Source organism: Novosphingobium clariflavum, from assembly GCF_026420865.1.
In the GTDB taxonomy this organism is placed as follows: Bacteria; Pseudomonadota; Alphaproteobacteria; order Sphingomonadales; family Sphingomonadaceae; genus Novosphingobium; species Novosphingobium clariflavum.
On record NZ_JAPCWC010000011.1, the window covers coordinates 1 to 12,494 of the forward strand.

Genomic DNA, 12,494 nt, shown 5'->3' on the forward strand with positions numbered 1-12,494 from the left:
TGCCGGTCGTAAGACCGCCCCCGACATGATCCCGGTCAGTGGTTGTGCAGCCACTCGACGAACTCTTCACCGCTCATCCGTCGCGACGGTTCCGCCGCCCCGGCTTGCTCGATCATCTCGATGAAGTCTTCGGACATCTCACCCCGGCAAATCGGGCACAGACGGTCGTCATGACCGTCTCCACATCGTTCAGCGAAAGCATCGTCCATGACCTATCCCCCCGACCTCAATGACGACCATGACAGCCCTGACGAACAAGCCGATCCGCCAGTCGTTGGGGAGACCCTGCTCGCTCCTCGCGGGGCATCCAGTTTTCCCTAAATCGCTGAAATTACGGGCTAGTTCCCTAACCCTCGCGGCCTCGTGTGGCCTGCGCAGGGGTTTTCGCGCGTACCGCTCACCAGGGTGCGCGGCATCGCCGGGTCGGGGCTTGCTGCCCGCAAGACGCGACCTGCTCAGCGCTTCGCGGCGGCGTTGATCGCCTCGATGGGGGACAGACCGATTCGCGCCGGGAAGGGCAGGAACTGGCCGCTCACGAGCCGTCGGTAATCAGCGTCCCGCCATCAACCACCAGATTGTGCCCGGTGACGAAGGCCCCGGCAGCCGATGCCAGGAACACGGCTGCGCCGGCGACCTCCTGCGGCGTGCCGGGGCGGCGCAGCGGGGTCATCGCCATGCGGCGGGCCATGAAGGCCGCGTCGGCAAGCAAGGGCCCGGACAGTTCGGTGGCGATGAAGCCCGGCGAGATCGCGTTGACCCGCACGCCGCGCGGCCCCCACTCCACCGCCAGGTTGCGCGCCAGCTGCGCGACGCCCGCCTTGGCAAGCGCATAGGCATTGATGCGCCCGTTGCCCCTGAGGCCCGAGAGGCTGGAGACCAGCACCGCCGCCCCGCCCCCGCGCTCGGCGATTTTCGGCAGGGCCAGATTGCACAGCGCGACCTGGCTGGTGAGGTTGATCGCCATGACGCGGGCATAGTCGGCCATGTCGAGATCGGCGAAAGGCCCTGCCCTGCCGGTGATCCCGGCATTGCAGACCAGCACGTCGAGCCCGCCGAATTCGGTGACGGCGCGATCCACCAAGGCGGCCAGCGCCGCGTCGTCGGTCACATCGCAGGGCTGCCCCGGCATCCCGAGCTGGGCAGCCACCCGTGCGGTGTCCTGTGCATCCTCGCTGGAGATCACCACTTTCGCGCCTTGCGCGATCAGCCCCTCGGCAATGGCGCGCCCGATCCCGCGCGTGGAGCCGGTGACGATCGCGCCCTTGCCGGAAAGGTCGAACATCAGGCCTGCGAGGCCTGCGAGGCCCCCTGGCCAGCCGCCGCGGTGTAGACGGGATCGACCTGTTCGGGCTTGGCCTCATCCAGCGGCACGCCGCCATGGAGATAGGCCGGTGCCTCGATCAGGATGAAGGCGATGCGGCAGACCGCGTCGCTGGTATTGCGCCAGAGGTGGTTGGTGCCGCGCTGGACGATGATGCCGCCTTCGCGCACCGTCGTCTTGCGGCCGTCCTCCAGTTCCAGCTCGATCTCGCCCTTCATCACCACCCCGTAGTCGATCGAGTTGGTGCGGTGCATCGGGCTCTGCTTGCCCGGCAGCATGTCCACCACGCGGATCACCGAGCCGCCTTCGAGCGTCGTGCCGGTGGGGCGTTCGCGGCCTTCCGTCTCGTCGTTGTTGTCGGCAGGGACGGTGGCGGTGGTCCAGATCGTCAGGAACGAGGCATCGCCCGAGGGGATCATCTTCGTCGGCGTCACGTCTTCGCTGCGGAATACCGCGCGCCCGTTCCCGTCGTGCCCGGTGACGACACGCTGGATGGGCGGCAGGCCGGAATCGGAAAGGACTTCGCTCATGCCTGTACAACCTTCTGTTCGATGACGCCGAACGGCGCGCGGCCGTCGGCAAGGGTTCCCTGCATGCGCACGGTGTCGCCGAAGCGCATGAATTCGGTGCGCGGCGCGCCGAAATCGACCAGTTCGATGCCGCGCCGCTCGGCGATGCAGGAGGAGCCGATCTCGCGGTAGTTGGCGTTGGAAACGGTGCCCGAGCCGATCACCGTGCCCGCCACCAGATCGCGGGTGGCGCAGGCGTGGGCGACCAGTTCGTGGAAGCCGTGCCCCATCGGCTCGCCATTGGCGGCGCCGAAGCGCTCCCCGTTCCAGTCCACCAGCAGGTCCATGCAGACGCGGCCATCGCGCCACTGGTCGCCCAGTTCCTCCGGCGTCACCGCGAAGGGCGCCATCGAACAGGGCGGCTTGGCCTGGACCCAGCCGAAGCCGGTCTTCATTTCCGGCCCGGCCAGCTTGCGCAGCGACCAGTCGTTGATCTGCACGATCAGGCGGATGTGCTTCATGCAATCCTGCGCCGAAGTCCCCATCGGTACGGCATCGACGATCACGCCGAACTCGCCCTCGAAATCGATGCCGTTCTCCTCGGTGAGAAAACGCACGTCCTCGGCCGGGCCATAGAACGTGTCGGAGGTGCCCTGGTACATCAGCGGCTTGCCGGTCTTCACCGGCACGACGCCGAGCGCCTTGTCCATCAGTTCGCCGTGGCAGGCGAAAGCGGAACCATCGAGCCACTGCCAGGCACGCGGCAGCGGTGCGCGCAGCAATGCGGCGTCCAACGCCTCGGGAAATTCCGAAATCCCGGCCAGCGCGGGCGCGGCGAAGGCCCAGCTTTCCATCGCCTGCTGCAGCGTATCCACCGGCGCGGGCGCAAAACGGTCGCCCTCGGGCGAAACGACGACGAGGCGCCCGTCGGGGGTGCCGTCATCGAGGGTTGCGAGGCGCATGTTTTCCTATTCTCCCGGAATGCTCTGTCCTTGAGAACCGGGCTAGCGAAGCCCTCCTGCGGCAACAACGGCATAGGATCGATAGCAAGCCATCGATAACATGCGATGGTCCCCGCTCGCCCCCCGGCGCTAGGTCCGGTGAAAATCACGTCACACCGGATCGGGAGAATACAATGGCCACCTGGCTCAAGCGCGGCGCCACTGCCGAGGCAAAGGCAGACGCGGACCGCAAGGTTCGCGACATCGTCGAGGCGGCGCTTGCCGATATCGAGACGCGCGGCGACGAGGCGGTGCGCGAGATGTCGATCAAATTCGACGGCTGGGACCGCGACGACTATCGCCTGTCGCAAGCCGAGATCGACGCCTGCGTCGACAGTCTGAGCCCGCAAGAACGCAAGGACATCGAATTCGCGCAGGCCCAGGTGAAGAACTTCGCCCAGATCCAGCGCGATTCGATGAAGGACGTGGAGGTCGAGACGCTGCCCGGCGTGGTGCTGGGCCACCGGAACATCCCTCTAAACTCGGCGGGCTGCTACGTGCCGGGCGGCAAGTATCCGCTGCTCGCTTCCGCCCACATGTCGGTGATCACCGCCAAGGTCGCGGGCGTGAAGCGCGTCGTCACCTGCGCCCCGCCGTTTCAGGGCCAGCCGGCGCGTGCGATCGTCGCCGCGCAGGCCATGGCCGGGGCCGATGCGATCTATGCGCTGGGCGGCATCCAGGCGGTCGGCGCCATGGCGATCGGCACCCAGAGCATCGATCCGGTCGACATCCTCGTCGGCCCCGGCAATGCCTTCGTCGCCGAAGCCAAGCGCCAGCTTTTCGGCCGCGTCGGCATCGACCTCTTCGCCGGCCCCACCGAGACGCTTATCATTGCCGACGAGATCGGCTGCGATCCCGAAATCGCCGCCACCGACATCCTCGGCCAGGTCGAGCACGGGCCTGACAGCCCCGGCGTGCTGCTGACCAATTCGGAAAAGTTCGCCCGCGCCACGATGGCCGAGATCGAGCGCCTGCTGCAGATCCTCCCCACCGCCGACCATGCCCGCAAGGCCTGGGAGAACTTCGGCGAAGTGATCGTGGCCGACAGCTACGAGGAGATGGTCAAGGTCGCCGACGAGATCGCCAGCGAGCATGTGCAGGTGATGACCGCCGATCCGGACTACTTCCTCAAGAACATGACCAACTACGGCGCTCTGTTCCTGGGCAACCGCACCAATGTCAGCTTCGGCGACAAGGTAATCGGCACCAACCACACGCTGCCCACCAAGAAGTCGGCGCGCTACACGGGCGGTCTCTGGGTCGGAAAGTTCCTGAAGACCTGCACCTACCAGCGCGTCACCACCGACGAGGCCTCGGCGCTGATCGGCGAATATTGCTCGCGGCTTTGCGCGCTGGAAGGCTTTGCGGGGCACGGTGAGCAGGCCAACATCCGGGTGCGGCGCTTCGGCGGGCGCAACGTGCCCTATGCCGGGCAGGCCGAACCGACGCCTGAAACGGCGGCCTGACCGTGGCGATCCCGCAGACGCCGAGCCTGCGCCTTGATGGACGCCGGGCGCTGGTGACCGGGGCGGGCCGGGGCATCGGCCTCGGCGCCGCCGCCGCGCTGGCGGCAGCGGGGGCCGAGGTCACGCTGGTTGCCCGCACCTCGGGGGAGATCGCGGCGGCTGCGGCCGAGATCGGCAATGGAGCCAAGGCCGAGACACTCGACGTTTCGGACCTCGGCGCCGTTGCCGCATTCTTTGCGGACCGCGCGCCGTTTCACATCCTCGTCAACAATGCCGGCACCAACCGCCCCAAGCCGATGTGGGAGGTGAGCGAAGACGATTACGACGCCGTGCTCGACCTCAACCTGAAATCCGCCTTTTTCGTGGCGCAGGCCTGCGTGAAGCGGATGATCGATTCCGGCACGCGGGGCAGCCTCATCCACATGGGCAGCCAGATGGGGCACGTGGGCGGGCCGAACCGTTCGCTCTACTGCGCCAGCAAGTGGGCGCTGGAGGGCATGAACAAAGCCATGGCGCTGGACCTTGCCCCCCACGGCATCCGCTCCAACACGATCGCACCCACTTTCATCGAAACCCCGCTGACGAAGCCCTTCTTCGAGGATGAGGCGTTCAAGGCCAGCGTGCTTTCGAAGATCAAGCTCGGCCGCATCGGCCAGGTGGAGGACCTGATGGGCGCGGTGCTGTTCCTCGCCTCCGATGCCTCCGCGCTGATGACCGGCACCAGCCTTATCGTCGATGGCGGCTGGACCGCCGAATAATCATCTGAACATCGCAGGATAGATCATGTTCGAACCGTTCCCCGGAAACTACGTCTGGAACCTCGCCACCAACCTCGCGCTCGCCTGCGGGGGCAATTACGGCGAGATCGACGCGGCCAACCGCCCGATCATGGAAGCGAGCAAGGCCGGCGCCGATGCCGGCTCCGCGCAGATGTTCGACAGCTGGATCACCGTCGCCGATCAGGTCACCGCCAATGCTGAAGGCGACGAGGCCGCGGGTTACCTGCTTTCCGCCGGTACCAAGTACTTGCGCGCCTCCGGCTACTACCTTGCGGCCGAGCGCATGCAGAGCCGCGACTATGCCCCGCGCTGGGCCGCCTACGACAAGGGGCTGGCGCTGTTCCACAAGGGCGCGAAGCTGCGCGGGCTGCACATCGACAAAGTGGAAATCCCCTACGAGGCCGGCGCCTATACCGCGATCTTCGTCCACGACGGTTCGGGCACGCCGCGCCCCACGCTGGTCTCGGTCAACGGGCTCGATTCGATGAAGGAGCAGGTCTGCATGGCGGGCCATGGCCAGTCGAATCTGGAGCGCGGCATGAACACCCTGTTCGTCGACCAGCCCGGCACCGGCGAGGCGATCCGCAAGCGCGGGCTTGCGGCCATCTACGACGGCGAGCGCTGGGGCACCCCTGCGCTCGAATACCTGCTGACCCGCAGCGATGTGATCCCTGACCGGATCGGCATCTTCGGCCTCTCCTTCGGCGGCTACCACGCGCCGCGCATCGCCGCCAACGAGCCGCGCTATGCGCTCTGCGCGGTGATGGGCGCCAACCACGTCTGGGGCCGCCGCCAGCGCGAGCGCGTGGCCAACGAGGGCGAGAACCCGGTGCCGCACTACTGGGACCACGTCATGTGGGTCTTCGGCATCGATGCCGAGAATGGGGGGCGCGACGCCTTCCTCGCATATGCCGACCAGATCACTCTGGACGGTCAGGTCGAGAAGATCCGCGTGCCCTTCCTGATCACGCACGGCGAGAACGACCGCCAGATCCCAGCCTTCAATGCGCAGCTCAGCTACGATCAGGCGGTGAACAGCCCCAAGCGCACGCTCCGCGTCTTCACCACGAAGGACTTCGAGGTCGAGCACTGCGGCGCCGACAACGGCACCGGCATGCGCGACTATATCGCCGACTGGTGCGCGGAAACCTTTGCGGAAATGGGCTGAGCGCGATGGCCGAATTCACCTTCCACCACGGCGGCGTCTCCGTCCCCAGTCTTGACGAGGCGATCGACTGGTACGGCCGCGTACTGGGCTTCGCGGTCGAGAAGAGGTTCTACATCGAGGCGGCGAGATCCCGCACCGCCATGGTCCGCAAGGGCCCGCTGCGCTTCGAGATCTTTGAGGTGGAAGGCGCCGCCGCCCTCCCCGAGGACCGCCGCTTCCCCCCGCGCGATCTCAGGACCCACGGCAACAAGCACATCGCCTTCCGGGTGGAAGACCTCGAGGCCTTCCTGGCCGAGATGGAGGAGAAGCAGGCCGACGTCGCCTTCGTCGTGCGCGAGGCTTTCGGCAAGGGCTGCTTCATCCGCGACTGCGCGGGCAACCTGATCGAATTCGTCGAGGAACCGGAGCTGTGATCCACGAACTGGCCACCCTCACCATCGACCCGGCCCGCGCCGCCGATTTCGAAGCCGCCGTCACCGAAGCCCGCCCCCATTTCGAGGCGGCCAAGGGCTTCGTCTCCTTCGCGCTGCACCGCTCGGTGGAGAACCCCGCGCGGTATCACCTCGTCGTCGGCTGGCAGAGCGTCGAGGCCCACATGGTGGATTTCCGCGAGTCCGAGGGTTTTCAGGCCTGGCGTTCGCTGGCGGGCCCGTTCTTCACGGCGCCGCCCTGCGTAGAGCATCTTGCCCAGGCGATCTGAGCGGGACCCGGCACCGCATCACTCCGCCTGCGCCATGCGCGGAAGAGGCGTAAAACCAAAATCCTAGAGCAGTTGATCCGATGCAATCGGATCGGAAACTGCTCTAGTGCCGCGAATTTCCAAACGCGCGCTCAGGCCTTGTTCGCCGCCGCGATCGTGTCGCACTTCTGGTTGGCTTCCTTGGCGCCGCCGCCCAGCAGCGAAACCGCCAGGAACCCGGCGAGCACCGCCACCACGAAGGCCACCGTCACCTTGCCCAGGTGCTTGTCGATCACCGCCTTGATCGGCGCGCCGAACAGGCGGAACAGCACGCCGACGATCAGGAAGCTGATCGAGCGCGAGATCACCGAGGCCCCGAGGAACACGAAGAGGTTCATGCCGATGAAACCGGCGGTGATCGTCAGCAGCTTGAAGGGAATCGGCGTCGCGCCCTTCACGATGATGATCTCCGCACCGTATTCGCGCAAATAGCACGCCGCCTTGGGGAAGCTGTCGGCCAGATGCAGCGCGCGCAGCAGCACCTCGCCGAAGGCGGCATAGGCAAAGTGGCCGATGGCATAGCCCAGCAGCCCGCCGACGACCGAGGCCGCGGTGGCGATCAGCGCATAGCGAATCGCCTTTTTCGGTTCGGCCAGACACATCAGGCCCAGCAGCGGATGCGGCGGCACCGGGAAGAAGCTGGCTTCCATGAACGCGAAGAGCGCCAGCCACCAGCCGGCATGGCGGTGCGACGCCTTGGCCATGGTCCAGTCGTAAAGGCGGCGCAGCATCGAATTCTCCGCAATAAGGTATGGCGGCGTGCTTAGTGGGCACGGGTTCGGGCGGCAAGCAGTAACCTATTTGGTTATTTCCCATTGACAGCGTAACGCCGATCAGGTACATATCAGGAACATCGCGAAATTCCGAGTCGCTCCGGCGGCTCCTTCGCGCCCCCACTCACAGCAACAGGATGTTCCGGATGGCCGAGCCGAAGCGTGCTTCGTCCGCTGCTGCCCCGTGCAAGCGTCGGACGAGGCTCAATGCCGATCTTGCCAGCAGCGAGGACAAGCTGAACCGCCACTGGCGCACCGCCTTCCTCGCCGTGCTGGCGGAAACCTCGAATGTCAGCGCCGCCGCCCTCGCCGCCGGGGTCCACCTCAGCCGCCCCTACAAGCTGCGCCGCAATGACCCCGACTTCGCCCGCGACTGGCGCGGCGCCTTGCTGGAAGGATACGAGAACCTCGAACTGGAACTGCTCCACCGGTTGCGCTTCGGCGAAACCAAGGACGGCGAGATGAAGTTCGACAACGCCAATGCCCTGCGCCTGCTCGGCCTCCACCGCGAGACCGTGGCGCGCGAGCGGGCCATGCGCGAGGACGAGGACATCGGCGCCGTGCGCGCCTCGCTCCAGGCCAAGATCGCGCAGCTGCGCGAGCAGGTTGTCGCCCGCCGCGCGGCAGAGGAAGGCCCCCACGATGGCTGAGGCCGACCCGCTGGACTGGCTGACCGAGGCCGAAAGCGGGGAGATCGAGGCGTTCATGGCCAGCCTCGACCGGAACGAGCGCCGCGAATGGCGCTGGGACTGGTCGATCCGGGCGCGGCCCTCGCAGCTCGCCCCGGCCGGCGACTGGCGCGTCTGGCTGGTCATGGCCGGGCGCGGCTTCGGCAAGACCCGCTGCGGCGCCGAATGGGTGCGCCTTGTCGCCGAGGAGAATCCCGATGCCCGCATCGCGCTGGTCGCCGCCAATCTGGGCGAGGCGCGCTCGGTCATGGTCGAGGGCGAGAGCGGACTGCTCTCGGTCGGTGCGCCGTGGCGCCGTCCGGTCTTCGAACCCTCGCTCAGACGGCTGACCTGGCCGGGCGGCGCGCAGGCCACGCTCTATTCGGCCGCCGAGCCCGAATCGCTGCGCGGCCCCCAGCACAGCCACGCCTGGTGCGACGAGATCGCCAAGTGGGACAATGCCGCGGGGCGGGCCACCGCGGCCTGGGACAACCTGCTCATGGGCCTTCGCCTCGGCCACGATCCGCGCGTGGTCGCCACCACCACGCCGCGCAGCATGCCGCTGGTCACGCGGCTGCTGGCGGATAGCGCCTCGGGCGAGGTCGTGGTGACGCGGGGGAGCACCTTCGACAATGCCGCCAACCTCCCCGCGCGCTTCCTGTCGGCAATGCGCCGCAATTTCGGCCGCAGCCTGCTCGGCCGGCAGGAAATCGACGGCGAACTGATCGCCGACATCGAAGGCGCGCTGTGGAGCCGCGCCTTGCTGGAACGCTGCCGCGAGGAGCACGCGCCCGCATGTTGCCGCGTGGTCGTCGGCGTCGATCCGCCCGCTTCTGCGGGCGGAGACACCTGCGGCATCGTGGTCGTCGGCCTCTCGGCGGACGGGAACGCCCATGTGCTGGCCGATGCCTCGGCGGAGAAGGCCGGTCCCGAGCGCTGGGCCCGCGCCGTCGCCGAGGCGGCAGCGGCCTGGTCCGCCGACCGTGTCGTCGCCGAGGCCAACCAGGGCGGCGCCATGGTCGCCTCGGTGCTGCGCGCGGCGGAGATTTCATTGCCGCTGCGGCTGGTCCACGCCAGCCGCGGCAAAGTCGCCCGCGCGGAGCCCGTGGCCGCGCTCTACGAGGCCGGGCGCGTGCGCCATGCCGGACTGTTCCCGGCGCTGGAAGACGAGATCTGCGGGCTGGTCGCCGGTGGTTCCTATCAGGGACCGGGGCGCTCGCCCGACCGCGCCGACGCGCTGGTCTGGGCCTTGAGCGAACTCATGCTCGGCAAGGCTTCGGCCCCGCAAGTGCGGTTGCCCTGAATCACGAACCTTGCGCGGCTCCGGCCGCTCCCTCCCGCCTGGAAAGGAACCCCACGTGTCCTTCATCGATACGCTCGTCGCCGCCTTCAAGGGCGAGAGTGCCCGCCTGCCCCTGGCGCGGGGGCCCGCCTCGCCCTGGTTCTTCGCCGACGGCGACGGCGGGCGAGCCCACTTCGAATACGCCTCGGCGGTGCGCCGGGCCTATCTCGAAAATCCCGTCGCCCAGCGCGCGGTGCGGCTGGTGGCCGAAGGGATCGCCGGCGCCCCGCTCAAGGCGGCCGATCCCGCGCTCGCCGCGCTCATCGGCGAGACCAGCGCCGGGCAGTCGCTGCTGGAAACGCTCGCCTGCCACCTGCTGCTGCACGGCAATGCCTATGTGCAGGTGCTCAAGGACGCGCGCGGGCGCCCGGTCGAACTCTTTGCCCTGCGGCCCGAGCGCGTGACCATTCTCGCGGGCGAGGACGGCTGGCCCGCCGCCTATGCCTACGACGTGGCGGGACGGCGCATGACGATCCCGCTGCACGGCGAGGATGCCTCGCCCAACGTGATCCACATCCGCCACTTCCACCCGGCGGACGATCATTACGGCGCCGGCTGCCTTGCCGCCGCCGACGAGGCGATCGCCACCCACAATGCCGCCGCGCGGTGGAACCGCCAGCTTCTCGAAAACGCCGCCCGCCCCTCCGGCGCGCTGGTCTACGAGACCGGGGACGGCGATACCCTCACCCCCGAACAGTTCGACCGGCTCAAGACCGAGCTGAGCCAGGCCTATGCCGGATCGCACAACGCCGGGCGGCCGATGCTGCTGGAAGGCGGGCTCAAGTGGCAGGCCATCGCGCTGACCCCGGCCGACATGGACTTCGCCACGCTCAAGGCCGCCGCCGCCCGCGACGTGGCGCTGGCCTTCGGGGTGCCGCCGATGCTGCTCGGCCTGCCGGGCGACGCCACTTATGCCAATTACCGCGAGGCCAACCGCGCGCTCTGGCGGCTGACGCTGCTGCCGCTGGCTGCCAAGATCTTCGCGGCGCTCTGCGAAGGCCTGGCGCCGTGGTTCCCCGAGGCCTGCCTCGCCATCGACCTCGATCAGGTCCCCGCGCTGGCTGAGGACCGCGAGCGGCTGTGGTCGCAAGTGACCGCCGCCGATTTCCTCGATGGCGATGAGAAGCGCGCGCTGCTCGGCCTGCCCGAACGCCCCCATTCCGGGAAGGAAGTGGAGAACAAATCATGAACCAAAAGGACATGCTTGCCGGTCTGCTGGCGCAGGCGGCCTCCGAAGGCGGCGATCTGGTGACCCTGCGCGCGATCGTCGAGGAAGCGAGCGAAGTCGGCGCGCGGCGGATGCTGTCGCGGATCGGCCTCGACGATGCCACCGCGCCCAGCGACCTCACCGAACTGCGCGAACTGCTGCAGGCCTGGCGCGACGCCAAGTCCAGCGCCCGGGCCGCCGCCATCGGCTGGTTCGTGCGCGCGGTGCTGGCCGCGCTGCTGCTTGGCCTGGCGGTACGCTGCGGCACCACGGAGCTGCTCCGTTGAGCCGCGACTTGCGCTTCGCTGGCTATGCCGCGCTGTTCGACCGGCGCGATTCCGGCCGCGACACCATCCGCCCCGGCGCCTTTGCCCGCACCCTTGCCGAGCGCCGCGATCCGCTGCCGCTCTACTGGCAGCACCGGCCGGACGTGCGCATCGGCTGGGTCGAGACCGCTGCCGAGGACGCGCGCGGCCTCAGGGTGGTGGCCAGGATCGACAATCCCGACGGCGCCGCCGGCCTCGCGCTCAGGCGCGGCACCGTGAGCGGCCTGTCGTTCGGCTACCGCGCGCGCTCCAGCCGCCAGGGTGCGGCGGGCCGCGAGCTGCTCGACCTCGAACTGCTTGAAGTCAGCCTCGTCACCCACCCGATGCAGCACGGCGCGCGGGTGCACCTCGTTTCCTGACCCCGCCCCCTCCGACAGTTTTCCGCCGCCCATCCGGCGGCTCCCAAGCGAAAGGTGAATGCCCCATGGAATCCACTCCCCCGGTCGAAGCGCTCGACTCCTCGTTCGATCTGGTCACCCGCCAGGATGCCACCGAGGCCGCCGTCGAAGCGCTGCGCGGCGATGTCGAGGACGTGAAGTCGCGGCTCGACCGCGTCGGCCGCGCCGCCGCCCGCCCGCTGATGGAAGGCGCCGCCACCGCCGCCTCGGTCGAAGTGAAGGGCTTTGTCGACGGCTACTTGCGCATGGGCCGCGAGACCGAGCTGAAGTCGATGTCCGGCCTCGTCGCCGCGGACGGCGGCTATGCGGTCCCCCGCGAGATCGATGCCCTGATTGCGCGGCGCCTCAAGAACGTCAGCCCGATCCGCTCGATCGCCCAGGTCGTGCAGACCGGCAGCGCCGGCTATCGCAAGCTGGTCAACACCGGCGGCACCGCCTCGGGCTGGGTCAGCGAGGCGACGCGCGCTGTCGGCGATGACGAATTCAGCGCCGCCACCGGCATCTCCCGGCGCCGTGCGCCGCGCCCCGCGCAACCGGTTTCGAGCCTGCGCTACTATGACGTGTCGCGCGATTATCTTCCCGGCGTGCAGCACGCGACCGGCCGGGCAACGCCGGGACAGCCCCGCACCCTCGAACTTCCTGCCGCGCTCGAGGCATCCCGCGCGCGCGCTTGTCGAAACTGTTTCCGGCCGGCTCGACTGGAGCCGTGACACGGTCACCTGGCGCACCGCGGAACTCGACGGCGAAATCGCGCCTGGAGCCTGCGTCAGCTTCGACCGGATGCCGGGACGATGGCG

16 protein-coding genes are annotated in these 12,494 nt (G+C 68.4%); 11 read left to right on the forward strand and 5 right to left on the reverse strand.

Annotated features, from left to right (window positions below; translation table 11 throughout):
* Positions 1-35: 35 nt before the first annotated feature.
* The 4 genes from OKA11_RS14455 to OKA11_RS14470 form a co-directional block, all read right to left on the reverse strand.
* Positions 36-209 (reverse strand): hypothetical protein, encoded by a 174-nt coding sequence (locus OKA11_RS14455; RefSeq protein WP_267221503.1) that lies wholly within the window; start codon positions 207-209, stop codon positions 36-38.
* 323 nt (positions 210-532) lie between these two features.
* Positions 533-1,282 carry an SDR family NAD(P)-dependent oxidoreductase gene (locus OKA11_RS14460; protein ID WP_267221505.1) on the reverse strand — a complete coding sequence of 250 codons (750 nt, stop codon included), beginning with the start codon at positions 1,280-1,282 and terminating at the stop codon, positions 533-535.
* Complete coding sequence (locus OKA11_RS14465; RefSeq protein WP_267221507.1) at positions 1,282-1,851, reverse strand: cupin domain-containing protein; 570 nt, start codon at positions 1,849-1,851, stop codon at positions 1,282-1,284. Before OKA11_RS14465 ends, OKA11_RS14460 begins: the two co-directional genes overlap by 1 nt.
* A complete protein-coding gene (locus OKA11_RS14470; RefSeq protein ID WP_267221509.1) occupies positions 1,848-2,792 on the reverse strand; it encodes a fumarylacetoacetate hydrolase family protein in 945 nt (314 codons plus the stop codon). Before OKA11_RS14470 ends, OKA11_RS14465 begins: the two co-directional genes overlap by 4 nt.
* Positions 2,793-2,965: 173 nt before the next feature.
* Here OKA11_RS14470 and hisD point away from each other — a divergent pair, with 173 nt between their 5' ends.
* The 5 genes from hisD to OKA11_RS14495 are packed head-to-tail and all read left to right on the forward strand — an operon-like array spanning position 2,966 to position 6,944.
* Positions 2,966-4,297: a histidinol dehydrogenase gene (gene hisD / locus OKA11_RS14475; protein ID WP_267221511.1), complete on the forward strand. Its 1,332-nt coding sequence runs from the start codon at positions 2,966-2,968 to the stop codon at positions 4,295-4,297.
* A gap of 2 nt (positions 4,298-4,299) precedes the next feature.
* Positions 4,300-5,055, forward strand: a complete 756-nt coding sequence (locus OKA11_RS14480) for an SDR family NAD(P)-dependent oxidoreductase (RefSeq protein WP_267221513.1) — start codon at positions 4,300-4,302, stop codon at positions 5,053-5,055.
* 25 nt (positions 5,056-5,080) lie between these two features.
* Complete coding sequence (locus OKA11_RS14485) at positions 5,081-6,244, forward strand: alpha/beta hydrolase family protein (RefSeq protein WP_267221515.1); 1,164 nt, start codon at positions 5,081-5,083, stop codon at positions 6,242-6,244.
* Positions 6,245-6,249: 5 nt separating this feature from the next.
* Entirely contained in the window at positions 6,250-6,657 is a 408-nt protein-coding gene (locus OKA11_RS14490; RefSeq protein ID WP_267221518.1) for a VOC family protein, read from the forward strand.
* On the forward strand, positions 6,654-6,944 hold the full coding sequence (locus OKA11_RS14495) for an antibiotic biosynthesis monooxygenase family protein (RefSeq protein ID WP_267221520.1): 291 nt from the start codon (positions 6,654-6,656) through the stop codon (positions 6,942-6,944). Before OKA11_RS14490 ends, OKA11_RS14495 begins: the two co-directional genes overlap by 4 nt.
* A gap of 131 nt (positions 6,945-7,075) precedes the next feature.
* On the opposite strand, the gene OKA11_RS14500 is transcribed toward OKA11_RS14495, so the two are convergent.
* The gene (locus tag OKA11_RS14500; RefSeq protein ID WP_267221523.1) at positions 7,076-7,714 is read right to left on the reverse strand and encodes a YqaA family protein; all 639 of its coding nucleotides are present in this window, start codon (positions 7,712-7,714) and stop codon (positions 7,076-7,078) included.
* Positions 7,715-7,902: 188 nt separating this feature from the next.
* On the opposite strand from OKA11_RS14500, the gene OKA11_RS14505 reads away from it, so the two are divergent.
* The 6 genes from OKA11_RS14505 to OKA11_RS14530 all read left to right on the forward strand — a co-directional run bounded on the left by OKA11_RS14505 (position 7,903) and on the right by OKA11_RS14530 (position 12,407).
* Positions 7,903-8,406 (forward strand): hypothetical protein, encoded by a 504-nt coding sequence (locus tag OKA11_RS14505; RefSeq protein ID WP_267221525.1) that lies wholly within the window; start codon positions 7,903-7,905, stop codon positions 8,404-8,406.
* Positions 8,399-9,727: a DNA-packaging protein gene (locus OKA11_RS14510; RefSeq protein ID WP_267221527.1), complete on the forward strand. Its 1,329-nt coding sequence runs from the start codon at positions 8,399-8,401 to the stop codon at positions 9,725-9,727. The genes OKA11_RS14505 and OKA11_RS14510 overlap by 8 nt, the downstream gene beginning before the upstream one ends.
* A 55-nt stretch (positions 9,728-9,782) precedes the next feature.
* Entirely contained in the window at positions 9,783-10,955 is a 1,173-nt protein-coding gene (locus OKA11_RS14515; protein WP_267221529.1) for a phage portal protein, read from the forward strand.
* Entirely contained in the window at positions 10,952-11,260 is a 309-nt protein-coding gene (locus tag OKA11_RS14520; protein WP_267221531.1) for a DUF6127 family protein, read from the forward strand. Before OKA11_RS14515 ends, OKA11_RS14520 begins: the two co-directional genes overlap by 4 nt.
* Positions 11,257-11,658: an HK97 family phage prohead protease gene (locus OKA11_RS14525; protein WP_267221533.1), complete on the forward strand. Its 402-nt coding sequence runs from the start codon at positions 11,257-11,259 to the stop codon at positions 11,656-11,658. The genes OKA11_RS14520 and OKA11_RS14525 overlap by 4 nt, the downstream gene beginning before the upstream one ends.
* Before the next feature lie 65 nt (positions 11,659-11,723).
* Positions 11,724-12,407, forward strand: coding sequence for a phage major capsid protein (locus OKA11_RS14530; RefSeq protein WP_267221535.1), 684 nt, complete (start codon positions 11,724-11,726; stop codon positions 12,405-12,407).
* Positions 12,408-12,494: the final 87 nt, after the last annotated feature.